This window comes from Streptomyces ferrugineus, from assembly GCF_015160855.1.
Lineage (GTDB): Bacteria > Actinomycetota > Actinomycetes > Streptomycetales > Streptomycetaceae > Streptomyces > Streptomyces ferrugineus.
This window is the reverse complement of sequence record NZ_CP063373.1, coordinates 3,808,093-3,831,415: the sequence shown is the minus strand read 5'-3', so window position 1 is coordinate 3,831,415 and position 23,323 is coordinate 3,808,093. Positions and strand designations below refer to the sequence as shown.

At 71.5% G+C, this 23,323-nt stretch carries 22 protein-coding genes; 9 read left to right on the top strand and 13 right to left on the bottom strand.

Going from position 1 to position 23,323, the window contains the following annotated elements; all coding sequences use genetic code 11:
• Nucleotides 1–22 precede the first annotated feature (22 nt).
• The 6 genes from IM697_RS17500 to IM697_RS17475 form a co-directional block, all read right to left on the bottom strand.
• A complete protein-coding gene (locus IM697_RS17500; RefSeq protein WP_194048616.1) occupies nt 23–622 on the bottom strand; it encodes a sigma-70 family RNA polymerase sigma factor in 600 nt (199 codons plus the stop codon).
• 222 nt (nt 623–844) lie between these two features.
• Entirely contained in the window at nt 845–1,615 is a 771-nt protein-coding gene (locus tag IM697_RS17495; protein WP_194048615.1) for a hypothetical protein, read from the bottom strand.
• A gap of 163 nt (nt 1,616–1,778) precedes the next feature.
• A complete protein-coding gene (locus IM697_RS17490) occupies nt 1,779–2,309 on the bottom strand; it encodes a copper chaperone PCu(A)C (RefSeq protein ID WP_194049752.1) in 531 nt (176 codons plus the stop codon).
• Between the two features lie 56 nt (nt 2,310–2,365).
• The gene (locus IM697_RS17485; RefSeq protein WP_194048614.1) at nt 2,366–4,696 is read right to left on the bottom strand and encodes a heavy metal translocating P-type ATPase; all 2,331 of its coding nucleotides are present in this window, start codon (nt 4,694–4,696) and stop codon (nt 2,366–2,368) included.
• Nucleotides 4,696–4,920: a hypothetical protein gene (locus tag IM697_RS17480; protein WP_194048613.1), complete on the bottom strand. Its 225-nt coding sequence runs from the start codon at nt 4,918–4,920 to the stop codon at nt 4,696–4,698. The genes IM697_RS17485 and IM697_RS17480 overlap by 1 nt, the downstream gene beginning before the upstream one ends.
• Before the next feature lie 81 nt (nt 4,921–5,001).
• Nucleotides 5,002–5,601 carry a DUF998 domain-containing protein gene (locus IM697_RS17475; RefSeq protein WP_194048612.1) on the bottom strand — a complete coding sequence of 200 codons (600 nt, stop codon included), beginning with the start codon at nt 5,599–5,601 and terminating at the stop codon, nt 5,002–5,004.
• Nucleotides 5,602–5,812: 211 nt separating this feature from the next.
• Between IM697_RS17475 and IM697_RS17470 the strand changes: the two genes are divergently transcribed.
• On the top strand, nt 5,813–6,271 hold the full coding sequence (locus tag IM697_RS17470) for a hypothetical protein (protein ID WP_228044722.1): 459 nt from the start codon (nt 5,813–5,815) through the stop codon (nt 6,269–6,271).
• Here the strand turns inward: IM697_RS17470 and IM697_RS17465 are convergent.
• A complete protein-coding gene (locus IM697_RS17465) occupies nt 6,258–6,611 on the bottom strand; it encodes a hypothetical protein (RefSeq protein WP_194048610.1) in 354 nt (117 codons plus the stop codon). The two genes, IM697_RS17470 and IM697_RS17465, sit on opposite strands and share 14 nt — an antisense overlap.
• A gap of 182 nt (nt 6,612–6,793) precedes the next feature.
• Here IM697_RS17465 and IM697_RS17460 point away from each other — a divergent pair, with 182 nt between their 5' ends.
• The gene (locus IM697_RS17460) at nt 6,794–6,949 is read left to right on the top strand and encodes a hypothetical protein (protein WP_194048609.1); all 156 of its coding nucleotides are present in this window, start codon (nt 6,794–6,796) and stop codon (nt 6,947–6,949) included.
• 2 nt (nt 6,950–6,951) lie between these two features.
• Here IM697_RS17460 and IM697_RS17455 read toward each other — a convergent pair whose 3' ends face one another.
• On the bottom strand, nt 6,952–8,214 hold the full coding sequence (locus tag IM697_RS17455) for a PP2C family protein-serine/threonine phosphatase (RefSeq protein WP_228044721.1): 1,263 nt from the start codon (nt 8,212–8,214) through the stop codon (nt 6,952–6,954).
• A gap of 245 nt (nt 8,215–8,459) precedes the next feature.
• Between IM697_RS17455 and IM697_RS17450 the strand changes: the two genes are divergently transcribed.
• From IM697_RS17450 to IM697_RS17430, 5 genes are all read left to right on the top strand, one after another.
• Entirely contained in the window at nt 8,460–9,005 is a 546-nt protein-coding gene (locus IM697_RS17450) for a hypothetical protein (protein ID WP_228044719.1), read from the top strand.
• Nucleotides 9,006–9,286: 281 nt separating this feature from the next.
• Nucleotides 9,287–11,863 carry a SpoIIE family protein phosphatase gene (locus IM697_RS17445; RefSeq protein ID WP_194048608.1) on the top strand — a complete coding sequence of 859 codons (2,577 nt, stop codon included), beginning with the start codon at nt 9,287–9,289 and terminating at the stop codon, nt 11,861–11,863.
• A gap of 1,030 nt (nt 11,864–12,893) precedes the next feature.
• Complete coding sequence (locus IM697_RS17440; RefSeq protein ID WP_194048607.1) at nt 12,894–13,358, top strand: SRPBCC family protein; 465 nt, start codon at nt 12,894–12,896, stop codon at nt 13,356–13,358.
• Nucleotides 13,355–13,693: an ArsR/SmtB family transcription factor gene (locus IM697_RS17435; RefSeq protein WP_194048606.1), complete on the top strand. Its 339-nt coding sequence runs from the start codon at nt 13,355–13,357 to the stop codon at nt 13,691–13,693. Before IM697_RS17440 ends, IM697_RS17435 begins: the two co-directional genes overlap by 4 nt.
• Nucleotides 13,694–13,841: 148 nt before the next feature.
• Nucleotides 13,842–14,222 carry an SRPBCC family protein gene (locus tag IM697_RS17430; RefSeq protein ID WP_265582721.1) on the top strand — a complete coding sequence of 127 codons (381 nt, stop codon included), beginning with the start codon at nt 13,842–13,844 and terminating at the stop codon, nt 14,220–14,222.
• Nucleotides 14,223–14,970: 748 nt separating this feature from the next.
• Here the strand turns inward: IM697_RS17430 and IM697_RS17425 are convergent.
• On the bottom strand, nt 14,971–15,393 hold the full coding sequence (locus tag IM697_RS17425; RefSeq protein ID WP_194048605.1) for a secondary thiamine-phosphate synthase enzyme YjbQ: 423 nt from the start codon (nt 15,391–15,393) through the stop codon (nt 14,971–14,973).
• A gap of 74 nt (nt 15,394–15,467) precedes the next feature.
• Between IM697_RS17425 and IM697_RS17420 the strand changes: the two genes are divergently transcribed.
• Nucleotides 15,468–16,553, top strand: a complete 1,086-nt coding sequence (locus IM697_RS17420) for an NAD(P)-binding domain-containing protein (RefSeq protein ID WP_194048604.1) — start codon at nt 15,468–15,470, stop codon at nt 16,551–16,553.
• 39 nt (nt 16,554–16,592) lie between these two features.
• Here IM697_RS17420 and mltG read toward each other — a convergent pair whose 3' ends face one another.
• Together mltG and IM697_RS17410 are read right to left on the bottom strand one after the other, a co-directional pair.
• A complete protein-coding gene (mltG, locus tag IM697_RS17415; protein ID WP_194048603.1) occupies nt 16,593–17,444 on the bottom strand; it encodes an endolytic transglycosylase MltG in 852 nt (283 codons plus the stop codon).
• Nucleotides 17,445–17,487: 43 nt separating this feature from the next.
• Nucleotides 17,488–19,290, bottom strand: a complete 1,803-nt coding sequence (locus IM697_RS17410; RefSeq protein ID WP_194048602.1) for an ABC transporter ATP-binding protein — start codon at nt 19,288–19,290, stop codon at nt 17,488–17,490.
• A gap of 93 nt (nt 19,291–19,383) precedes the next feature.
• Between IM697_RS17410 and IM697_RS17405 the strand changes: the two genes are divergently transcribed.
• Complete coding sequence (locus IM697_RS17405) at nt 19,384–19,833, top strand: MarR family winged helix-turn-helix transcriptional regulator (protein ID WP_194048601.1); 450 nt, start codon at nt 19,384–19,386, stop codon at nt 19,831–19,833.
• A 106-nt stretch (nt 19,834–19,939) separates the two neighbouring features.
• Here IM697_RS17405 and IM697_RS17400 read toward each other — a convergent pair whose 3' ends face one another.
• Entirely contained in the window at nt 19,940–21,490 is a 1,551-nt protein-coding gene (locus IM697_RS17400; protein ID WP_194048600.1) for a cation:dicarboxylate symporter family transporter, read from the bottom strand.
• Nucleotides 21,491–21,666: 176 nt separating this feature from the next.
• Nucleotides 21,667–23,319, bottom strand: coding sequence for a peptide-N4-asparagine amidase (locus tag IM697_RS17395; protein WP_194048599.1), 1,653 nt, complete (start codon nt 23,317–23,319; stop codon nt 21,667–21,669).
• Nucleotides 23,320–23,323 lie beyond the last annotated feature (4 nt).

The window sequence follows — 23,323 nt, the reverse complement described above, 5'->3', positions numbered from 1 at the left end:
GGAACGGACACCGGGTTCCCGGTCAGGCGGCGACGGCGTCGGCCGCGACCTCCGTCCCGGGCTCGGCCTCCATCAACAGCTCGACGAGGGTCGCCCGGGCGCGGGCCACGCGGGAGCGGACCGTGCCGACCGGGCAGTCGCTCATCTCGGCCGCCTCCGCGTAGGGCAGGCCCACCAGCTGGGTCAGGACGAACGCCTCACGACGCTCCTCCGGCAACGTGTCCAGCAGGTCCAGCAGGGCGATGCCGTCGTCGAAGCCGGGCAGACCGGTCGGCTGGGCGCGTTCCGCCAGCAGCGCCCAGTCGTCGGTGTCGCACAGCCGCGGCCGGGCGGCCGCGTACCGGTGACTGTCGATGACCGCGCGACGCGCGATGGACAGCAGCCACGCACGCGCCGAGGAGCGGCCCTCGAACCGGTGCAGGCTGCCGAGCGCACGCAGGAACGTGTCCTGCGCCAGATCGTCGGCGGCCTGTGGATCGGCGGACAGATGCGCCACGTAGCGCACGACGTCGCGGTGCAGCGAGCGGACGAAACGGTCCGTCGCCTCCGGGTCGCCTCCGCCGGCGGCCAGCGCCCACGCGGTCGTCGACTCGTCGCGGGAGGGCAGGGCAGGAGTAATCACCTGGTTCCTTCTCGGGTAGTCCGGACTCCGGCACGGAGGCGGGCACGACGGCGTCACCGCCGGGCGCGGGGCCCGGCCGCGCGACACGTGCGGGCACGCCGTACCGGAGAGTCCGGGGAAGCAAGGGATGCGGCCGTACGACAGGTACGGCCGGGGCCCGAGGCACCGGCGGCGTCGACGGTGCGACGTCCGTGTCCGTGCGGCCTCGGGGAACCGGCTGTCTCAGACGACAGCGATCCCCACCGGCGGCCCCCGAGAGGTGATCGTGTGGACGAGCGGAAGCAGCCGCGGCGCCCGGTCGGAGCGGGTGCGCCGCGGACGCAGCCGCGGACGGTGCGGCGGCGCCGGCAGGGCGAGCGACAGCCGCAGCGGGGCAGCCAGCCATCCGGCGACGGCCCGCAGGATACGGAACGCGGCGCGCTCGCCGTGGCCCAGCCACAGGCCGCACAGCAGCGCGGCGAGGGTGTGGGCGGCGAACATGGCGAGCGACGACGTGCCGCCCATGTCGTGGCCCATGCCCGTATGGCCGAGACCCATGTTGGCGAGGTCCGTGTGGCCGAGGTCTGTGGTGGCGAGCCCTGTGTGGCCCGCACCCATGTCGCCGACGCTCATGTGGCCGACGCTCATGTGGCCCACACCCGTGTGCCCGCTGCCCATGGCGCCCATCGAGGCCATGGGCAGGGGATCCATGGACGTGGGGTCCATGGGCATGGAGCCCATGGCGTGCCCGGTCGCGGCCGACGACTGCGCGAACTCGAAGGCCGCGTGCAGCCCGCCCTGGGCGACGACCACGACGGACATGACCAGGGGGAGGCCGCGCTCCCGGGCCGCCAGGCACCAGCCCGTGCCGCCCGTGACCAGAGCACCGGCGGCCAGCGTCCACCACGGGACGGTCACGCCCGACATCAGGACGTGGCCGAGGGCAGCGAGCAGCACACAGACGGACGCGAACACCGCGGCCCGTATCGTGCGCACACACCACCCAGCAGTCATGACGGCCCTCATCCTCGCATCCTGGGCCCACGCGTCACGGGTGGGTACGCACCACACCCCCGTCCCGCACTCAAGCCCAGCAGAGTGATACAGGACACATCAACGGGAGGGAACCGGGCACGCGCATCGACCGACGACTAAAGGTGTGGGCTGTCCACACTCATCACCCGTTCTCGCCGGGGCGGACGACCTTCGCCCGCACCTCGATCCGCCCGCCCCGCTCGAAGTGGAGGGTGAACGGCACATAGGTGCCCGTCCGCCACTCGGGTTCGGCCCGCAGCGTCACGTCCAGCCCGAAGGGGGACATTTCGAGACCGCCTCCGGCCGGGACGCGGGCCGAGTCCACCGTCTGCGCGTACGCCGCCCTGCCGTTGGTCATGCGGTGCCGGCTGAGCGTCATGTCGCCGCCGACGGCGGACGACGTCACCTTCAGCAACCGGTCGTCGGCACCCCCGGTGTTGGTGATCCGGAAGAACGCGGCGGTGTCCCGGACATCGCCGTACGGCAGGAAGACCTGCCCGTCGGTGACGGCGACCCGCGCCGGGCTGCCCGCGTTGCCCGAGCCCACCCAGGTGGTCAGGCCGCCCAGGGCGACGGCGCACGCGGCGATCGGGGCGAGCGCGGCGAGCAGGCCGTCGGTGATCCGGCGGCGGGTCGGGCGCCAGGCTGTGGGACCGGCCGCTCGATCGGCCATAGAGTCGGCCGTGGAGTCGGTCGTGGGTTCTGCCGTGGGTCCGGCCGTGGGAAGGATCATCGGGTGCCACCTCCGGCCGCGACGGTCTCTCGGCCCGGGCGCGCGGCATGCTGACGGCTGTGCGCCGGCGCCGGCTGCCAGGCCCGTAGCCGCAGGCTGTTGCCCACCACGAGCAGTGAGCTGAGCGACATGGCCACCGCGGCGACCATGGGGTTGAGCAGGCCGACCACGGCGAGCGGCACGGTGACCGCGTTGTAGCCGAAGGCCCACAGCAGATTGACGCGGATCGTGGCCAGGGTGCGCCGGGCGAGCCGTACGGCGTCCCCGAGCGCCTCGATGTCGCCGCGCACCAGGGTCACGTCGGCGGCGCCGATCGCCACGTCCGTGCCGCTGCCCATCGCGATGCCGAGGTCGGCGCCGGCCAGCGCCGCCGCGTCGTTGACGCCGTCCCCGACGACGGCGACCCGGCGGCCCCGCTCCCTCAGCTCCCGTACGAGGTCGGCCTTGTCCTCGGGGGTGCGGCGGGCGTGCACCTCGTCGATGCCGAGCGCGGACGCGACCGCCCGGGCCGGTGCCTCCCGGTCGCCGGTGGCGAGCACCGGGTGCACGCCGAGGCGGCGCAGCCGGTGCACGGCCCGGTAGCTGCCGGGGCGTACCACGTCCCCGACCTCGATCAGCGCCTCGGTCACCCCGTCGACACAGACGAGGACGGGCGTGTGCGCGGCCGCCTCGGCCGCCGGGAGCGCGTCCGCGAGGGCCGTGGGCAACTCGTCGTCCGGCGCGAGGACCTCGACGATCCGGCCCTCGACCCGGCCGCGCACGCCCCGGCCCGCCTCGGCCCGGAAGTCGCGCACCTCGGGCAGCGGCCCCTGTTCGGGCAGCGTCCTGCGGGCGTACGCGACGATCGCACGGCCCAGCGGGTGTTCCGAGCCCTGTTCCACCGCCCCGGCCAGCCGCAGCGCGGCCCGCGTGCCGAGCCCGTCGGGAACGGCCGTGACGCGGGCGACGCTCATGTGCCCGGAGGTGAGGGTGCCGGTCTTGTCGAGGACGACGGTGTCGATGTGCTGCAGCCCCTCCAGTGCCTGCGGGCCCCGGATCAGGACGCCGAGCTGGGCGCCGCGCCCGGTGGCGGCCATCAGCGCGGTCGGGGTGGCCAGGCCCAGCGCGCAGGGGCACGCCACGACCAGGACGGCCACGCATGCGGTGACCGCCGCCTGCGGATCGGCCCCGGCGCCGAGCCAGAACCCGAGCACGGTGACGGCCAGCGCCAGCACCGCGGGCACGAACACCCCGGCCACGGCGTCGGCCAGCCGCTGCGCCCGTGCCTTTCCGGCCTGGGCCTCCGTCACCAGCCGGGTGATCCGGGCGAGTTGGGTGTCCGCACCGACGGCGGTGGCCCGTACGAGCAGCAGCCCGCCGGCGTTGACGGCGCCGCCCACCACGGCCGACCCGGGCCCGGCCTCGACCGGCTCGCTCTCCCCGGTCACCAGCGACAGGTCCACGGCGGAGTTGCCCTCCACCACCTCACCGTCGGTGGCGACCCGCTCGCCGGGCCGGACGAGGAAGACCCGCCCGACGGTCAGCTCCTCGATGGGCACGAGGAGTTCGGTGCCGTCGTCCTCGCGCACCGACACCTCCTTCGCGGCCAGCCGGGCGAGGGAGCGCAGCGCCGCCCCGGTGCCGGACCGCGCCCGCGCCTCCAGGAACCGGCCGGCCAGCACGAACAGCGGCACGCCTACGGCCGCTTCGAGGTAGACGTGCGCGATGCCGTCCGAGGCGGAGGGGAGCAGGCTGAACGGCATCCGCATCCCGGGCGCGCCCGCGCCGCCGAGGAACAGGGCGTACGCCGACCAGGAGAAGGACGCCGCCACTCCCAGGGAGACCAGCGTGTCCATGGTCGCCGTCGAGTGCCGCAGCCCGCGCAGCGCCCGGACGTGGAACGGCCAGGCGCTCCACAGGGCGACCGGCGCGGCCAGCGCGAAGCACAGCCACTGCCAGTTGCGGAACTGCCACGCCGGCACCATCGACAGCACGAGCACCGGCACCGCGAGCAGGGCGGTGACCAGCAGCCGGTCCCGCTCCCGCCGGATGTCCTCGGACTTCTCCCCGCCCGCGCCGCCTCCTTCACCCCGGGGCTCGGCCGCTTTGGGCGGTTCGGGCAACGCGGCCGTGTATCCCACCTGTTCCACGGTCGCCACGAGTTCTTCGGGGCTGACGTCGGGCGGATGGCTCACCCGGGCGCGTCCGGTGGCCAGGTTGACCGTGGCGGTCACGCCCGCCAGCTTGGCGAGCTTCTTCTCCACCCGTCGTACGCAGGCCGCGCAGGTCATTCCGCCGACGGTCAGGTCCGTCGTGGTGATGACCGCGGGTGCCGGCTCCGTGGCCATCAGCCGCCGCTCCCGTGCCGCATGTCCATGTCTCCCATGTCCGTGCCGCCGCTCGTTCCGGAGCGGTGCATGCCGGGCGCGACGGGCCCGGCGGTGGCTCCGACGGCGTACGACACCGTGAAGATCAGGGCGAGCAGCAGCAGAAACCCGCAGAGGGCGGGCGGCGGCGCGAGTGCGCGCAGCACCGTGCCCGCCCCGCGAGAGGACTGCTGGGGTTGTTTCATCACCGGCCTCCTGACGTGCGTACCGCTACAGGAGTCGGGTCCGCCGGGCAGGGAGTTCCCGGACCTCGCGGGCCATTGCGGTCAGCGCGCGGGCCCGGTGTCGTACCGGTGCCGGAGGCAGGAGGCGACGACCACGAACGGCCACAGGGACTGGATGGACGTCACCAGGCGTTCGGCGGTGCCGGCCGCATCGCCGAAGTGCATCTCGACCACGAACCAGGCGGCGCTGACCACCATCAGCAGGGTCGCCGCGGTGGAGGGCACGAGCCGCAGCCCCCAGGGTGCGGCCCTGCGGCGATCGGCGGCCAGGACCGGCCACAGGGCGAGGAAGGCGAAGCCGACGGCGGCGACCGCGCCGTGGCGCAGGGAGCCTCCGCTGCTCGGCGGCGGGAGCAGGGCCACCACGAACGCCGTCACTCCCCCGGCGCCCAGCGCCACCCGTCCGGGCAGTGCGGCCGCGCGCAGCCCCAGGGCGGTGAGCAGATGGCAGATGCCGAGGGCGGCCAGCGCCGAAGTCATCACCCAGAATCCCGCGGCGCCGTAGGCCGCCAGGACGCTGATCGTCTGTGTGGCGGGGTCGTAGGCGGGACCCTCCAGCCGCGCCGCGACCGTCCAGCCGCCGATCAGTACGACCGGCGCGCATCCCGACGAGAACAGAGCCCATCTAGGAACGAGTCGCATCGAACTACCGTAAAGCGCCTGAATCGTCTCACTCGTCAGCTACACGCAGACGTGGCGCGCCGCAGTCGAACAGGGCTGCGACGGTCGTACGGATCGAGTGCAAACGCCAGGCCACGCCACCCCTTCCGGCACATAGAAATATCCACCAGCATGAGGGGCCCTGAACGGCGGGGAGAGCTGAGAGTGCTGGGGGTAGGACATGCAGCGCGCCATGGGAAAGCAGGCCGTCGAGTGGCTCGCGGCGGCGGCGACGGATCCTCGGTCGTGCAAGCAGCGGTGGGACCGGGGCGAGGACGCGGTGCTGCTGGAGGCGGGGCGGCTCTGGGACGTGCTCAGTGTCCCCGAGCACCTCGGCCTGGGCGCCCTGGAGCTGCTCGGACGTACGCGGCGGCGGGCGTCCGGACCCGTCCTGATGAACTGCGGGGCACGCCGCGTCGGCTTCTTCATCGCGCCCGCACCGGCCACCGAGTGGCCCGGACCCGGGGTCCGCCATGTCCGCAGGGGGTCGTGGGTCGCCGTACCGCCGCCCTACCAGTCCGGCGGCTGGCGCCTGGAGTGGCTGCTGCCGCCCGACGGGACCGGCGCCCTGTACGACCCCGATGCCGTCCGGCTGGCGCTGCGCAAGGCCGGCGGCGTGCGCGGCGCGCCGGTGCGCGTCAGTCGGCCTTGAGTGGGCCGGCGACGCCGACACGTCCGCCGCAGGCGCTCCCCTCCCACACGAACACCGGCCCGGGAAGGCCCCGGGGGACGAGGATCGCCGGTACGTGCCCGGGCTCGTCGGCGTGCGGCTCACCCGCCGGTTCGGCGTCGGCGGCCGGGGCCAGGCCGGCGCACGGCCCGACCGCCGAGGAGGTGACGGCGGTCGGCCGGCCGTCGGCGGCCGTGGCGTGGTCCCAGGCCGTGTCGCGGCGGCCCGGAACGGCGCGCCCTTTGGCACGCCACTCGGCGACCAGTTCCGCGTAGATCGACGGCCGGCCCCGGATGCCGGTGGCCGGTACGACGTATGACACGGGTGCGGCATCGCCTCCCAGGACGCGCCGCGCCGGATCAGTGCTGTCCATGCCGGGGCAACGCCAAGGCGTGCGCCGGTGGTACGCCGGCCGCCCCCACCACCACCCAGTCGAGTGAGCACATCCCTCGGATGGCGGCAGGGCGGACCGCTCGCCCTCGAACAGAGACAGGAGCCGATCGCATGGAACCGAGCGACAGCGAGGACGAGACCGTCGACTGCCCGTGGTGCGACGCGCTGCGGGAGGCGAGCCTGCCACCGACGGGCCGGCCGTCCAAGTCGGCGTCGCGTCGGCACGACCCGTATGTCTCGGGAGCCCAGTACGACGGCGACGACTGAGCTCAGCGCGCCTCGCCGTCGCGCGGGTCGCGCCGTCGCAGCCGGGCGGCGAGTACGGCGACGTCGTCCTCGGCGTGCCGGGCATCGAGCCGGGCCAGCACCGTGTCGATGACCTGCTCGACGCCCGCGGCGGCCTCGAAGTCGACGCTCGCCAGCCGGTCCAGGGAATGGTCGATGTCCTCGCCGCGGTGCTCGACGAGCCCGTCGGTGAACAGCACCAGCGTCTGGGGCGGGTCCAGCTGGTAGGTGGCCGGTTCGTAGCCGCCGAGGCCCGTGCCCAGGGGTGGGCCGACCGGAACCGGGAGCAGTGAGGTGCGGCCCTTCTCGTCGATCACCGCCGGGGGAAGGTGGCCCGCGCTGGCCAGGGTCACCTGGGCGCGGTTGGGGTCGACGCGGGCGATCAGACAGGTGGCGGGGCGGCGGTCCGGCTCCGCGGAGGCGCTGTCGTCGAGCTGGCGCAGCACACGGTGCGGGGGCAGGTCGGCGGAGGCGATGTAGCGCAGCGAGGAGCGGTACGCGGTCATGTCCACGGCCGCTTCGAGACCGTGCCCCATGACGTCGCCGACGACGAGCAGCGTCCGGCCGAAGTGCAGCCGGACGGTCTCGCACCAGTCGCCGCCGACGAGGGCGCTCTGTCCGACGGGCATGTAGCGGATGGCGACGTCCAGGTTCGGGTGCGGGCGGCCGGGCTCGGCGAGCAGGGCCCGCTGGAGATCGCCGACGATCCCGCTGACGCGCTCGTGCTCCCGGGCATGCCGGATGTGGGACGCGGCGCGTTCGGCGAGGAGGGCCAGCGACTCGGCCTCCTCCGCGGTGAACGGTGTGCCTTCGCGGGCGCAGACCAGCCCGCCGTAGGGATGTCCGTCGGTGGCCAGCGGAACGCAGAGCCCGGGTCGGGCGCCCCCGTGGGAGGCGTACGGGATGGGCGGGGCGGCCTCGCCCAGGGCGCTCTCCTGCCGCGCCGCGGCCATGGCCCACCGGATGTCGGGCAGCAGCGCCGGATCCCCCGCGACGGCCTCGTACGCCACCCCGGGCTCGTCGGCGACACCCAGCACCGCGGCCGCGCCGCCCACCTGCCGGACCGCCTCCCGGGTCAGCTCGGCGCAGGTGGCGCCCTCGTCCAGCGTGGTGCCGATCCCGGCCAGGGCGGGGCGCAGCGCGGCGAGCCGGGTCGGCACGGCGAGGTCCTGCTCGGGTACGTCGCCGGAGGCGGCGACGGGCCGCACCGTCGGCCGTCGATGAAACGACTGGAACCAGCGCACCACAACAAACACCCTAGAACGGGGAAAAACCTTCACAGACGGTGCACGGATCGCCCGGCGCCCCCGCCGCCCGCGACCGGCTCCGGCGCGCTCCGTCAGTACGGGGGCGCACGCCCTGCTACCTGCCTGTTTGAAGCGCGGGCGCTCGCCCCATACGGGGAATTGGCTCCCGCCGTATGGCCGTGACACCTGCCACCCGGTGCACTAAGGCATCAACCGGGCGTCAGCGCACCACAGGGAGGCTCTTTATGGCACTCACGGAGTGGACGAGGTCGATGGAGTGGCTGGCCGCGGCGTCGGAGGACCCCGGCGCCTGCAAGCAGGAGTGGCAGAACGGCAGCACCGGGATCGCGCTTCTGGAGGCGGGCCGCTTCTGGGACGTGCTGATCGTGCCGGAGGAACTGGGCCTGCGGGTCGCCGACCTCCTGGAGGAGTTGCCGCTGCTCGAATCGGGCCCCTGTCTCCTGGACGCCCGGCGCCGCCATGTGGGCTTCCTGCTGCCCCCGGAGCCGCAGACCGTGTGGATCGGCACCGGCGTGCGGCTGCTCAGTGCGGGGACGTGGATCGCCGCGCCCGCCCCGCACTGCCGCTGGGGCGCACTGCGCTGGCTCGTCCCGCCGGACGGCACCGGCGCCCTGAACATGCCGGAGGTCCTGGAAGTGGCCCTGCAGCGCTGCGCGGGCGAACTGTCCCGCCTCCAGGGGCACGGCGCACCCGCCGCGCACGGCCGGCCCACGCCGACGGAACGGCCGCTCGGCCGCCCGCAGTTGGTGCGCGAGTACGTCACCGGGTGACGCGTGCGGGAGTGCCGGCCCGGCCGCGCCCGGCCGCGCGCCGGTCGCTCAGCCCAGGAAGCTGAGGCGCACCTGCCGATGGGGGTTGTCCCGGTTGGTGTCCGCCAAACTCCGTTAGGACAACCACCAAGGTATCCGGCCGCGGGATCTCCACGGGATACGTCATCGGAATCACGCCTCCCGGTTGCCGCTGGGTCCGCGGACGCTGGACGGCCTTCCCGGCCCGGCTCCTGCCCACGGGGAGCTATGAACAGTCCTAAAATGGAACAAATTATCCATCGATGATCGAGGGCAACGTGTCGGCCAACGGTGTGGCATCGAACTTGTACCCGTTCGGCGCCGCAAGTGTCGGCGAAGCGCCCGAGCGCGACGAAGCGCTGGTCAGGGCCATCGTCGGTGCCGTGGAGCGGACCGGAGCGCATACCGGAAGCGTGTTTCTGCTCTCCGGCGACCACCGCTCGCTCATAGTGGCCGCGTCGTGCGGGTCGCCGCCCTCCCTGCTCAGCGGGTGGCGTCGGATCCCGGTGAACAGCGGTCTGCCAGTGGCGGAGGCGTACCGCTCCGGGCGCATGGTCCATCTGGCCGGCGCGGAGGAGACGATGCGGCGCTTCCCGCAGCTCTCGGTCGCCCTGCCCTACCCGTTCGGTTCTGCATCGGTCCCCGTACGGGCGGGCGAGCGGACGTTCGGCACCATGGCCGTGGTGTGGACGGCCAAGCCCGACGGGGCAGGGCTGTCGAGGGCGCAACGCCGGATGCTGCGCTCCGCGGCCGACCGGCTGGGCACCACCCTCGCCGGACTGCGGGCCCGCGGCGCGCTCGGTGAGTACGACGAACGGACGGCCCCGGTAGTGGTCCCGCTGCCATCCACTCCGGTGATCCGGGTGGGCCTGTTCGACTGGAATCTCGGCACCGGAGCCCTCACGGCCGACGACGAGCTGTGCGCGATCTTCGGAATGCCGCTCCGCGAGTTCGACGGACGGGCGGCCACCCTGGCGGCCATGATCGAGCCCGCGGATCTGCCCGGCTTCCGGTCCGCTGCCCGTGCCGCGGTCCAGGAACGCCACGTACTGGCACACTGCCTGCGCATCCGGGACGGCCGCGGAGGCCACCACACCGTCGAGCTGTGGGGCAGGGTGCCCGAGAGCCCTGCCGACCGTCAGGCCCCGGCCCATATGGTCGGCGCCGTACTCGACTCCGGGAGCCGCATGGCCGCCGTGGCGGCGATCGAGCGGCTCGCGGACGGCTTCTTCGCGCTCTCACCCGACGGACGCGTCGCCTACGCCAACCACAGCATGGAGGATCTGCTAGGGGTCCGCCAGGACGAACTGCTCGGCCGACGCCCCTGGGACGTCCTGCCCTGGCTGGCCGATCCCGTGTACGAGGACCGCTACCGGGCCGCCCTGATCTCCCAGCAAGCGGTCTCCTTCCTGGTCCGCCGCCCACCGGCCACATGGCTGGTCTTCTCCCTCCACCCGGGCGCTCAGGGCATGACGGGGTGGGCGGCACCCGTGCGACAGCCGGTACCGGCCGACACCGGACCCGGGGCACCCCTCGGGGAAGGGGGGCCGCCCGCCTCCTGGTCGCCTCCGCCCGCGGCCCCGCGCGTGGGTTCCCTCTACCGGGTGCTCACGCTGGGCAGCGCGCTCACCGAGGCGGTCACCGCGCACGAGGTGTTCGAGGCCGTCGCCGAGCAGCTGCTGCCCGCTTTCGGCGGTCAGAAGCTGGCGATCGCCGTGGTGGAGGAGCGGCGCCTGCACCTGCTCGATCAGCGCGGCTACTCGAAGCGTTTTCTCGCCCGGTTTGAAGGCACTCCGCTGCATGCCCGGCTGCCGGTGACCGACGCGCTGACCTCCGGTGCCCCGCTGTTCGTCGAGTCGCGTGAGGAGCTTCTCGAAACGTACCCCGGGATCATGGTCAGTCAGTCCAACTCCTGGGCGTTCCTGCCCTTGATCGCCTCGAACCGCCCGGTCGGCGTCTGCCTGCTCGGCTTCAACGACGTCCACCGATTTCCCGACGAGGAACGCGGCGTGCTCACCGCACTGGGCGGCCTGATCGCCCAAGCCCTGGAACGCGCCAGGCTCTACGACGCGGAATTCGCCCTCGCCCGCGGCCTGCAGAACGCGCTGCTGCCGCACCGGCTGCCCGCACTGCCGGGCCTTGACGTCACCGGGCGCTATCTTCCGGGCACCCGAGGGATGGACATCGGCGGCGACTGGTACGACGTCATCCCCACCGGCGACGAGGTCGCGCTGATCGTCGGGGACGTCGAGGGGCACAACGTCGCCGCCGCGGCCGCCATGGGCCAGTTGCGAAGCGCGGTGCGTGCCTTCGCCACCGCCGGCCACCGGCCGAGCGACGTCGTCGCCAACACCAACCGGCTCCACATGGACCTCGACCCGGCGCTCCTCGCAAGCTGCTGCTACGCCCGCCTCCGTCCTCGCTCGGGGGTCGTGCGCATCGTCCGTGCCGGCCACCCCCTGCCCTTGCTACGCCTGCCCGACGGCCGGGCCGAAGTCCTGGATGTGCCCGGCGGCCCTCTGCTCGGCATCGACCCAGCGGCACACTTTCCGGAGTCGGCGCTGCGCCTCGTACCCGGGTCGGTCCTGGCCCTGTACACGGACGGACTGATCGAGAGGCGTGACTCGGACATCGATTCCGACATCGACCGGCTCCGGGCGTCACTGGCCCGCATGGGCGGGGGCCGCCTGGAGGATCTGGCCGACGCGCTGCTGCGGAACGCCCGCCGTTCCGCCGACAGGGCGGACGACATCGCACTCCTGCTCACCGAGTACGCCCCGCCACCGCAGACGGCGACAAAGCCGGCGTCCGCGCACGCCGACTCCGGCCCGTCGCCGTGAGGCAGCAGGCTCTCCGAACCCCGGTGTCCCCTGCCCAGATCTTCCGGTACGCCCCCTGGTAACTCGACGGTCCCAGGTCCTGGCACTGTCCCTGTCGGCGGCCGTAGTGATGTGGAAGGGGGCCACATATCCGCTGGCCGACGGTCGGAGAAGGCTTGGTTGAACTCGTCGACGGTCTGCCGGCGCTGCGGAGACAGCAGTTCGGGCACGGTGGCCGCCTGGTGCTCTGCTCGCTGGACGCTGCCGAAGGCCAGGATGGCCGGGCCGCCGGGCGGGACCGTGGTGAGGCGGTGGTCAGCCGGTTCCTCGCCGATGACGTGCCCCAGGCGGGCGGGGGGTCCGCCGGCGAGCCTTGGCTGACGAGGCGGCGCCGCCAGGAGATCAGTCCGGCGCGCCGCGGATACACGGTGCCCAGGGCGATGTTCTCTGCGACCGACACCAGCAACACCGCCCCACATCTGCGGCGAGCCCGCGCGCCGCCCCGACGCCGCCGTGGCCGTGGCCGTGGCCGTTGGCGGCCCTGCCACCTCGAGGCAGAGGTATTCGGCCTGATGACGTGGAAGCCTTCCGACGGATGCTCGGCGACATCTCCCACTGGGCCTGTTTCCTCTTGAAGGTGCAGACCACGGCTCTGGCGTGAGCAGTAAGTGGGATGCTTCGGCTGGTCGATGGCGTGATCGCTCCGGGGTAATCGTCCGTCAGGTCAGGCCACGGACCCCCGGACCACCGACGCGACCGGTAGTCACTCCCCTGCGCTCCGAAGAGTCCGACGTGTTCCGGCACCGGCGTACGCAAGGGTGTCGCGCTCGCTGCTCGCTGATGCCCTGGATGCCATCCAGTGCGACGGGATTGCGCTCGACCGGATTCGCGAGGTGGCCATCGAGGTGCGTGTTGAGTACCACGAGGGGCAGCGGCGACGCAGACGACGGATCTGCTGCCGGCGAACCCTTAGAGCAACCAAAGGTTGCGCATACTGAAGGAAGGCTCTACAGTTATACGCAACCAAAGGTTGCGAGATGAGGAGAGCGGGATGGAGTACGGCAGCATCGAGCGGGAGATCCGCATCGAAGCCACGCCCGAGGTGGTCTACGCGGTCATCAGCAGACCCGAACACCTGCGGGAGTGGTGGCCGGACGAAGCAGAGCTCGAGCCGGTGCCCGGTGCGACCGGGGTCATCTCGTTCGGCGACAGGACTGCGCCGGAGGCGAATGTCGTACCGATCACGGTGATCGAGGCCGACCCACCCCGGCGGTTCTCCTTCCGGTGGGTGTACGACGAGGATGAGGCCGCGACACCGGCCAACTCGCTCCTGGTGACCTTCGTGCTCGTCCCCTCGGGTACGAGCACGCTGCTGCGCTTCACCGAGACGGGGTTCCGGGAGAAGGGCTGGGAGGCGGCCGTGCTCGAGGAGCAGTACCGCGAGCATGTCACCGGCTGGGACTACTTCCTGCCCCGCCTCGTCACGTACGTCGCTCGGCTGGTGTCGGCACCATGAGCGTCACCATTGACGACGAGCTCTGGTCGGCGGTGGGGGACCCGACCCGGCGGCGGATGCTCGACCTGCTGCTGAGGGACGGCGGCGGGACGGCGACCACGCTGAGTGAGCGGCTGCCGGTCACACGGCAGGCGGTCGCCAAACACCTGGGTGTACTCCACCGGGTCGGGCTGGTCCACGTCACGCCGTCCGGACGCGAGCGCCTCTACGAGGTGGACGAGGCCCAGCTCGCCCGCGCGGTCGCGCAGTTGTCGTCGGTCGGGGCCAGCTGGGATGCCCGGCTGCATCGCATCAAGCGGATCGCCGAAGCCATACAGCGCAGCCAGGAGGGCTGACCCCTCACGAACAAACGTCGCCACATCCGTGGCGGCACTGGTGAACCGCGCCCGATTGCGGGCGCCGGTACGAGAAAGAGGTATGGAGATGGTGGACATCCTGCACAGGATCGGAGTCACGTCGTCTCCCGACGCTGTCTACGCAGCCTTGACCACGGTCGATGGGCTGGCGAGCTGGTGGACTCAGGACACGGACGGCGACGGCAATGTCGGGGGAGTAATCCGGTTCCGCTTCGAGCCCGGCGGGTTCGACATGAAGGTCCTGGAGGCTCAGCCCTCCGAGCGCGTGCGCTGGGAGGTCGTCGACGGACCCGAGGAGTGGATCGGCACGCAGATCCGCTTCGAGATCAAGCAGGAGGACGGCTTCACGATCGTGTTGTTCCGGCACGAAGGCTGGAAGGAGCCGGTGGAGTTCATGTACCACTGCAGCACCAAGTGGGCGACCTTCCTGATGAGCCTCAAGAAACTGATCGAAACCGGGAAGGGCGAACCCGCGCCGCACGACGTCAAGATCAGCAACTGGCACTAGACCTTGCCCTCATGTCTTGGCGGAAGCGAGCTTCCCGCAACCGGAAGCTCGCTTCCGCCAAGACATGAGGGCATTCACGATCTTGTATCTTGAAGTCGCAGATCACGGGTCTGGTGTGAGCATTCGGGGTGGGATGCTGCGGCCAGCGGGCCAGTGATCGTCGCGGGGTGATCGTCGGTCACCGGGAGAACTCGGCGTTCGTCAGCACCGGCAAGGCCCGCAGCAGCAGGTCAGAGAACGAACTGCCTCCCGGCCCGACCGCGCGGGCACGCCAGCGCCGTCCTGGTCCCTGTACGGTCCCTCGATCTTGGTTTCGAGCCGGACAATCGCCAACCCCGAGGCCAATAGCAACATTGATCGCTTACATCGCCGCAGGTCACAGAGTCGTGCTTCAGCGCGAGGGGCACGTGACACGGCGCTCCCAAGAACGCGGAGCGGATTTTCCCTGCTGAGCCAAAGTTGACGGTCCGACACCTCACAAGGAACGTTTTCGCAGGTCACAGCCCTGCACGGGTAGGGCGGGGGACTCGAGCCCACGGCCGACGGATTATGAGTCCGCTGCTACGTCCAGCCCATCCGAACCACGGCCGAACAGAGACAAGGCACGCTGCTCGGACAAAACAGCAGCACCCCCGCCTTCGGCTTCATCGTTAACCGCATTGCTCGATGTCAGCTGCGGGTGGACTGCGAAGTGCGAGCCAGACTCGTTTGGTTCTGCCGGACTTCAGACCTACAGTCGGCACCCTCGTCACGCAAGGAACGACAACCGCACCTGCCGATGGGGGTTGTCCCGGTTGGTGTCCACCAGGCACACCGACTGCCACGTCCCGAGTTCCAGTCGCCCGCTCAGCACCGGCAGCGTGGCGTGCGGCGGGACGATGGCCGGCAGGACGTGGTCGCGGCCGTGGCCGGGGCTGCCGTGGCGGTGCTGCCAGCGGTCGTCGGCGGGCAGCAGGGTGTGCAGGGCGGCCAGGAGGTCGTCGTCGCTGCCGGCGCCCGTCTCGATGATCGCGACACCGGCCGTCGCATGCGGCACGAAGACGTTCAGCAGGCCGTCGCGGTCGGCCGCCGCCTCCCGCAGGAAGGCCTCGCAGTCGCGGGTGATGTCCACGACCCGCTCCGAGGAGCCGGAGGCGACGTTCAGGACTCGGGTGGTGAAGGCGTCTGACATGCCCTCCATCCTCACCCATGCACGGGAGTTCACGCGTCGGGAAGATCCGCGTCTTCCCGGCAGTTAGTAGAAGCGTGAACGACACTGGGGCAGTCAAAGAAGTCGACGCAGTCGTCACGGGCGCCGGCCAGGCAGGGCTCGCCAGCGCCTACCACCTGCGGCGCACCGGTTTCGAACCGGGCCGTGACTTCGTCGTCCTCGACCACTCCCCCGGTCCGGGCGGCGCCTGGCAGTTCCGGTGGCCGTCGCTGACGTACGGCAAGGTGCACGGGATGCACTCGCTGCCCGGCATGGAACTGACCGACGCCGATCCCGGGCGGCCGTCGTCCGAGGTCATCGCCGAGTACTTCGACGCCTACGAGCGCACCTTCGACCTGCGTGTCCGGCGGCCCGTCGACGTGCGTGCCGTGCGCGAGGGACCGGACGGCCGACTGCTGGTCGAGACCTCGGCGGGGACGTGGGTGACACGGGCGCTGATCAACGCGACCGGCACCTGGGACCGGCCGTTCTGGCCGCGCTACCGAGGTCAGGAGACGTTCCGGGGACGGCAGTTGCACACCGCTCAGTACCCCGGCCCGCAGGAGTTCGCGGGTCAGCGGGTCGTGGTGGTGGGCGGCGGGGCCTCCGGCACTCAGCATCTGCTGGAGATCGCCCCGTACGCGGCGGCCACGACCTGGGTCACGCGGCGTCCGCCCGTCTTCCGCGAGGGCCCCTTCACCGAGGACGTGGGCCGCGCGGCGGTCGCGCTCGTCGAGGAGCGGGTCCGGCAGGGGCTGCCGCCGAAGAGCGTCGTGTCGGTCACGGGGCTGCCGCTGAACGACGCCATGCGGCAGGGGCTCGCGGACGGCGTCCTGGACCGGCTGCCCATGTTCGACCGGATCACACCGGACGGCGTGGAATGGGAGGACGGGCGGCGGGTGGCCGCGGACGTCATCCTGTGGGCGACCGGGTTCCGGGCCGCGATCGACCATCTGGCCCCGCTGCGCCTGCGGGAGCCGGGCGGCGGCATCCGGGTGGACGGCACGCGCGCGGTCGCCGACCCCCGTGTCCACCTGGTGGGCTACGGGCCCTCCGCCAGCACGATCGGCGCCAACCGGGCCGGCCGCGCGGCCGTACGGGACATCAGGCGGCTGCTGACCGAGGAGCCGGTGGCCGCGTAGGGCACTGGACGGACCGGGACCGTATGACGTCCCGTCGGCTCACTTGGCCGGCTTCGGGCTCGCCTTCTGCTGGGCGTTGAACTCGGCGACGTTGCGCTGGTGTTCCGCGTAGTCGGCGGTGAAGCGGGTGTCGCCCGGCTTGACCGTGACGAAGTACAGCCAGTCACCCGCGGCCGGACTGGTCGCCGCGCGCATGGCGTCGTCGCCGGGGTTGTCGATCGGCGTGGGCGGCAGGCCCATGCGCTGGTACGAGTTGTAGGGGCTCTCGATCCGGGTGTCGGCCTCGGTCGTGCGGAGCGTGGAGCGGTTCAGCGCGTAGTTGATGGTGGAGTCCATCTGGAGCGGCATGCCGCGTTCGAGCCGGTTGAAGATGACCCGGGCGACCTTGCCCATGTCGGCCTTGGTGGCGGCCTCGGCCTGGACGATGCTGGCGATGGTGACCGCCTGATAGACGTTCATGGCGTTGCGCTGCGCGCCGGCGGCGATCGGGGCGCCGCTGAACTTCTTGTTGGCGGTGTCGACCATGGCCGACAGCAGGGAGTCCGGCGTCGCCTTCTTCCCGTTCTCCTCCAGTGGATACGTCGCCGGGAACAGGTAGCCCTCCGGGTTGCCGTCGGCGTCGTTCGGCAGCTTGAGGTCGAGTTTCGCGAGGGACTTCTTCGTCGTGCCGGACGGCAGGGCGAGGGCCTTGTCGACGGCGGCGTAGACCTGGCTCGCCCGCCAGCCCTCCGGGATCACCAGCGAAGTCGGCCGGGCCGCCTCCTCCTCGCCCATGACCAGCAGCGGCACCGCCACGGCGGTGCCGGCCACGACGGCGCCGGCGGCGATGAGGGCCATACGTCCCCGGGGCGTCAGTCGAATCGTGCTCCGTGGCGGAGTGTTCAAGTACATGCGGGCACGGTAACCCGCACATGCTCACAAACCTGGCATATCGTCACCCCGTCGGCTCCAGTTGCGCATCCCGGCGGACCAGCGCCGCATAGCGCCCCTCCCGCGCCAGCAACTCCTCGTGCGTGCCCCGTTCGGCGACCCGCCCCGCGTCGAGCACCACGATCTGGTCGGCACCCCGAACGGTGGACAGCCGGTGCGCGATGGTGACGGTGGTGCGGTTGGCCGACAGGGCGTCGATGGCCTCCTGGACGGCGTGCTCGGTGCGGGTGTCCAGGGCGCTGGTCGCCTCGTCGAGGATGAGGACCGGAGGGTCGCGCAGAATGGTGCGGGCGATGGCCAGGCGCTGCTTCTCACCGCCGGAGAAGCGGTATCCGCGCTCGCCGACGACCGTGTCGTAGCCGTCGGGCAGCGCCGCGATGTGGTCGTGGATCTGGGCCGCCCGTGCCGCCGCGTGCAGTTCCTCGTCGGTGGCGTCCGGCTTGGCGAAGCGCAGGTTGTCGGCGACGGAGGCGTGGAAGAGGTACGTCTCCTGCGAGACGACGCCGACCGCGCGGGCGAGGGTGTCGAAGTCGAGGTCGCGCACGTCGACCCCGTCGAGGGTGACCCGGCCGCCGGTCACGTCGTACAGCCGCGGCACGAGATGGCCGAGCGTCGACTTCCCGGCGCCGGTCGGGCCGACCACCGCGAGGCTGCCGCCGGCCGGGACGGTGAGGTCGATGCCGTCGAGGATGGCGTCGCCCTTGCCGTCGTAGTCGAACTCGACGTTCTCGAAGCGGACCTCGCCCTTGACGCGGTCGAGGTGGACGGGGTCCTTCCGCTCGGTGATGTCGATGGGCAGGTCGAGGTACTCGAAGATGCGCTGGAAGAGCGCGAGCGAGGTCTGGATCTGGACGCCGGTGGACAGCAGGCTGACGGCCGGCCGGAACAGGCCCTGCTGGAGCGAGACGAAGGCGACGATCGTGCCGATGGAGACCTGTGGGCCGCCGAGTTGGAGGGCCATTCCCGCGGTCCAGTAGATGAAGGCGGGCATGGCGGCCATGACGATGGTGATGACGGCCATGCGCCAGCGGCCGGCCATGTTCGACCTCACTTCGAGGTCGACCAGTTGCTCGGACTCCTCGGCGAAGGCCTTGGTGAGCGAGTCGGAGCGGCCCATCGTGCGGCCGAGCAGGATGCCGCTGACCGAGAGGGACTCGGTGACGGTGGCGGCCATCGCGGCCATCTGCTTCTGGCGCTCGGTGGTGATCTTCTTGCGTTCCCGGCCGACACGGCGGCTGATCCAGACGAAGACCGGCAGCAGGAGCAGCGAGACGACGGTCAGGCGCCAGTCGAGCGCGATCATCGCGACGATGGTGGCGACCACGCTGGTGGCGTTGGAGACCAGGGAGGTCGCGGTGGAGGTGACGGTGGCCTGCATGCCGCCGATGTCGTTGGCGATGCGGGACTGGACCTCGCCGGTGCGGGTGCGGGTGAAGAAGGCGAGCGACATGCGCTGGAGGCGGCCGTAGACCGCGGTGCGCAGGTCGTGCATGACGCGCTGGCCGACCGTCGTGGAGATCAGGGTCTGGAGCACGCCGAAGACACTGGTCAGGACAGCGCTGAGGATCATGCCGAGCGCGAGCAGGCTGAGCAGGCCGGTGCGGCCCTCGGGGATCGCGACGTCGAGGATCGCCTTGAGCAGGAACGGCGTGGCGACGCCGACCAGCGACGAGGCGCCGACGAGGAGGCCGACGACGGCCAGGCGTCCGCGGTAGGGACGGAAGAGTCCGAGGATGCGACGCACCTGCCGCGGCTGTCCCTGCTGCGCGGCGGATGGTGTCCAGGCGGGTTCGTGGTCGGGATGCATGGGCTCCTACGGAGGTGTGCTGATACGGACTGACGGAGCTTAGCTCATTGTTACCTATGCTCACAATGAATCTGATCCTGATATTGTTCCCGCATGACCACCTCCGATCCCGACGGCCCGCTCGCCGAGCAGCTGCTGCGCTTCACCCGCCGGGTGCACCGGATCCAGAAACGTCACCTCCAGGAGTGCGGCCTGGGCATCACCCCGGCCCAGTCCCGCCTGCTGCGCACGCTCGCGCACTATGACTCACCGCCCCGGATGGCCGATCTCGCCGAGCGCCTGGAGGTGGTCCCGCGCGCGGTGACGACGCTGGTCGACGGGCTGGAGGCGAGCGGGAAGGTGCGGCGGGTGCCCGATCCGACGAACCGGCGGGTGATCCGGATCGAGATCACCGGCGACGGCCGGGGGGCCCTGCGGGAACTGCACGGTGCGCGACGGTCGGCCGCGGCGGAGATCCTGGCGCCGCTGACGGACGATCAGCGGGCGGTGCTGGGCGAACTGCTGGACACACTGATCGACGGGGCCGCCGCGCGGGGGTGCTGAACGGGAAAGGCCGCGGCCGCCGCGCGGGGGTGCTGAACGGGATAGGCCGCGGCCACCGCTCCGGGGTGCTGGAGCGGTGGCCGCGGTCTGTGTCGCCGAATGAAGGTCAACCGGCCTCGGCGGCCGTCTCCTTGGCCGTACCGGTCGACGCGGTGACGGGCTCCGCGACGTCGGGCGTATCGGGCTTGTTCTCGGCCTTGTTCTCGGCCTTGTTCTCGGCCTTGTTCTCGGCCTTGTTCTCGGCCTTGTTCTCGGCCTTGTTCTCGGGCTTGTTCTCGGGCTTGCTCTCGGCCTTGTTCTCGGGCTCCTTCTCGAGGTCCGGCGTCCCCGGCGCCTCATCCTCCTCGTCCTCCTCCAGGTCGACCACGATCTCGCCGTCCAGGACCTTCTTCGCCCGTTCCCTGTCCAGCGCGCCCTCCCAGCGGGAGACCGCGAAGACGGCGACGCAGTTGCCGAGCAGGTTGGTGACGACGCGCATCGAGTCCATGATGCGGTCCACGCCGAGCAGCAGGGCGACGGCTCCGGCCGGAATGGCGCCCAGCGAGGACGCGGTCGCGGACAGGGCGAGGAACGCCGAGCCGGGGATGCCCGCCATGCCTTTGCTGGTCAGCATCAGCACCAGGATCACGGTGATCTGCTGGCCGAGGCTGAGGTCCACGCCCACGGCCTGGGCGATGAACAGCGTGCCGATGGACAGGTAGAGCGAGGCGCCGTCGAGGTTGAAGGAGTAGCCCGTCGGCAGCACCAGACCCACGGCGTCGTCACGGGCGCCGGCCTTGCGCAGCTTCTGCATCACCCGGGGCAGGACCGACTCGGTGGACGCGGTGCCGAGCGCCAGCAGCATCTCCTCGCGGATGTACCGCAGGAACTTCCACAGGCTGAGCCCGGTGACGACCCGCAGGGCGATCGCCAGCAGCGCGATGAACAGCGCGGCGGCGGCGTAGCACAGGATGATCAGCTTGCCGTACGTCTCGATCACACCGAGGCCGTAGTTGCCGATCAGGACGGCCATCGCGCCGAACACCGCGAGCGGCGCCAGCCGCATGACGAAGCCGACGATCGCGAAGATGACCTCCTGCGCCTGCTCGATGGCGGGCAGCACCTGCGGCACCTTCGTGTGCCCGAGATGCAGCAGCGCGGCACCCACCAGACAGGCCAGCACGAGCACCTGCAACAGGGAGTTCTCGGCGAAGGAGCCTATGAAGGAGGTGGGAATGGTGTCGAGCACGAACTGGGTCGTCGAGGGCAGATGCCCGCCGCCCGTCTTCTCGTCGACCGCGGAGGCGTCGAGCGAGGACGGGGCGACGTTCATCCCGGACCCCGGCTGCACCACGTTGGCGGCGAGGAGCCCGATGACCAGCGCGAGCGTGCTGGCGACCTCGAACCAGATCAGGGCCTTCAGCCCGATCCGTCCGAACGCCTTCAGGTCACCGGCCTTGGCGATGCCGACGACGACCACGCAGAACACGAGCGGCGAGATGATCGTCTTGATGAGCCGGATGAAACCGTCGCCGAGCGGCTGCAGATCCGCGGCGAAGTCGGGCCACAGCTTCCCGACGACGATTCCGAGCACGATCGCGCAGGCGACCTGTGTGAACAGAGAGGTACGCAGCATGCGTGCGACGCGTCGCGGCAGGGACGGTACGGACGGCGGCACGGGGCACTCCTTGGGGACGGCGGCACACAGAAGCCATGGGAGCGACGGGGGACTTCTGCGATACGGAAAGCGCATTCCGTGTCGATCACTCTGCGGGTGATGTTGGTCCCGCACAAGGCCTCCGTGTTGCATCCGTGTAAATCACGCCCCGCGTGACGCATCGCACACATGACGTCTCAGCAGCGGTCGCGGTCCTCGGTGAGCACCCCTTGGACGCTGGTCAGGGAGCGGTCATAGCAACCGCCCGAGCCGTACGACCGGTAGCGCTCGCTCGTCGTGCCGACCGCGTGCCGCTGGTCGCGCGGGACGTTCAACGTCCAGGCGGCATCGCCCTCGACGGTGTCGTCGAGCCACGACCACGCGGTCCGCCGCCCGCCCTCGGTCGTGACGACCGAGGCACGGTCACCGAGGGTCAGCACCGTGCGCAGCCGGTCGCCCGCCCCGATGGCGATGGAGCCGTCCATCGTGTACGTCCGCTGCGTGCGCGTCGTCCGGGCCGGTCCACGTCCGTCGACGGTCACCGACTGGTCGTCCGTCCACCGGGCGTCGAGGGCGTCCAGGTTCTCGCCGTCGGTCCAGCGGTGCGCGGAGCCGTTCGCGAGGGACCGGCGCACGGTGGTCGTCACCCGGCCGTGCGAGGTGTCGACGTACCCGGCGACGGTCAGCCGGTGACCTCCCTCGGTGTCCACGCGATGCTCCGAACCGGGCGTGTAGGTCGAGGCGTTGGCGAGGTCGCCGACCCGGTGCTCGGTGAGCCCGCCGGTGACGTGCGCGCTCTTCGCGTCCTGCCAGACGAGGACGTTCACGGGCGCGCTCCAGCCGCTCTGCCCCTCGGGGACGCCGACGACGGAGACCTCGACGCGGTGCGGGCGGCCGTCGTTGAGGAGGCCGGCGAACGGCGTCAGGTCGTACTCGATCGGCTTGACGTCGAAGGCGCGCGGCCCCGGAGTGACGTACCAGAGGAAGGGGTTGGACCAGCCGCCGGTCCACACGTGCGGGAACGGTGCGGCGATTCCGGCCAGTCGGCCGTCCACCTTGATCTGCACCTCGCGGTAGGGGCCGTCGGCGGCCTTGCAGGAGTAGGGCGCCGGGTCGGGCGCGGACAGGTACCAGAACTCCTCGCAGCCGCCGCCGGAGCCGGTGGCGTACACCTCGGCGACGATGCGTTCGCTGTTGCGCGGGGTGGTGAGCGTGCCGTCCTGGAGGGTGAGGACGCGGTCGGGGGTGGTGGCGGGTCGGCCCGCGTAGAACGTCAGCGTGACCTTGACGTCGATGATGCCGGTGTAGGTGTCGTTGACGACGTTCCCGATGAGCATCTCGACGTCCTGGTCGCGGCGGAGGGTGTCGCCGTAGCGCGTGACGTCCTTCTCCACCGACCACTCGATGCCGTCGGGGGACGGCTCCGGAGTCGATGTACGGAAGACCTCGACCCCGCCGATGTGCAGATAGCCGAGCCGGTCGTACTGGCGCCCCTTGACCTTGCCGTCCATCCGCAGCACGACCTTGCTCCAGCGGTCGCCGCAGCCTTCGGGCGGTGTGTAGGTGCCCCGGTACGGGGTGAAGTCGCGGAACTGGGCCTCGGCGACGGTGACTTGGCAGGACTTGCCGGAGGGCTTGGTCAGGGGTGGGGCGGCGGTGATGGGGTCGTGCCAGTCGGTGCCGAACTCGGCGGGGACTTCGGCCGATCGGACGCCTTCGTCGGCCAACTGCGCGGGCGCACCGGGCGATTGGACTGGCACACCGGCCGATTGGGCGGGGGAAGCCCCGAGGAGTGAGGTCGCCAGGAGGGTCGCTCCGGCGAACATGGACATGACGATCCGTCTCTTCATGGGC

What these genes read in the sequence shown, in the direction of transcription:
- IM697_RS17495 (WP_194048615.1), bottom strand. Translation starts at nt 1,615, where the DNA reads ATGACTGCTGGGTGGTGTGTGCGCACGATACGGGCCGCGGTGTTCGCG.
- IM697_RS17490 (WP_194049752.1), bottom strand. Translation starts at nt 2,309, where the DNA reads ATGGCCGATCGAGCGGCCGGTCCCACAGCCTGGCGCCCGACCCGCCGC.
- IM697_RS17485 (WP_194048614.1), bottom strand. Translation starts at nt 4,696, where the DNA reads ATGGCCACGGAGCCGGCACCCGCGGTCATCACCACGACGGACCTGACC.
- IM697_RS17480 (WP_194048613.1), bottom strand. Translation starts at nt 4,920, where the DNA reads ATGAAACAACCCCAGCAGTCCTCTCGCGGGGCGGGCACGGTGCTGCGC.
- IM697_RS17475 (WP_194048612.1), bottom strand. Translation starts at nt 5,601, where the DNA reads ATGCGACTCGTTCCTAGATGGGCTCTGTTCTCGTCGGGATGCGCGCCG.
- IM697_RS17470 (WP_228044722.1), top strand. Translation starts at nt 5,813, where the DNA reads ATGGGAAAGCAGGCCGTCGAGTGGCTCGCGGCGGCGGCGACGGATCCT.
- IM697_RS17460 (WP_194048609.1), top strand. Translation starts at nt 6,794, where the DNA reads ATGGAACCGAGCGACAGCGAGGACGAGACCGTCGACTGCCCGTGGTGC.
- IM697_RS17450 (WP_228044719.1), top strand. Translation starts at nt 8,460, where the DNA reads ATGGCACTCACGGAGTGGACGAGGTCGATGGAGTGGCTGGCCGCGGCG.
- IM697_RS17445 (WP_194048608.1), top strand. Translation starts at nt 9,287, where the DNA reads ATGATCGAGGGCAACGTGTCGGCCAACGGTGTGGCATCGAACTTGTAC.
- IM697_RS17440 (WP_194048607.1), top strand. Translation starts at nt 12,894, where the DNA reads ATGGAGTACGGCAGCATCGAGCGGGAGATCCGCATCGAAGCCACGCCC.
- IM697_RS17435 (WP_194048606.1), top strand. Translation starts at nt 13,355, where the DNA reads ATGAGCGTCACCATTGACGACGAGCTCTGGTCGGCGGTGGGGGACCCG.
- IM697_RS17425 (WP_194048605.1), bottom strand. Translation starts at nt 15,393, where the DNA reads ATGTCAGACGCCTTCACCACCCGAGTCCTGAACGTCGCCTCCGGCTCC.
- mltG (WP_194048603.1), bottom strand. Translation starts at nt 17,444, where the DNA reads ATGTACTTGAACACTCCGCCACGGAGCACGATTCGACTGACGCCCCGG.
- IM697_RS17410 (WP_194048602.1), bottom strand. Translation starts at nt 19,290, where the DNA reads ATGCATCCCGACCACGAACCCGCCTGGACACCATCCGCCGCGCAGCAG.
- IM697_RS17405 (WP_194048601.1), top strand. Translation starts at nt 19,384, where the DNA reads ATGACCACCTCCGATCCCGACGGCCCGCTCGCCGAGCAGCTGCTGCGC.
- IM697_RS17395 (WP_194048599.1), bottom strand. Translation starts at nt 23,319, where the DNA reads ATGAAGAGACGGATCGTCATGTCCATGTTCGCCGGAGCGACCCTCCTG.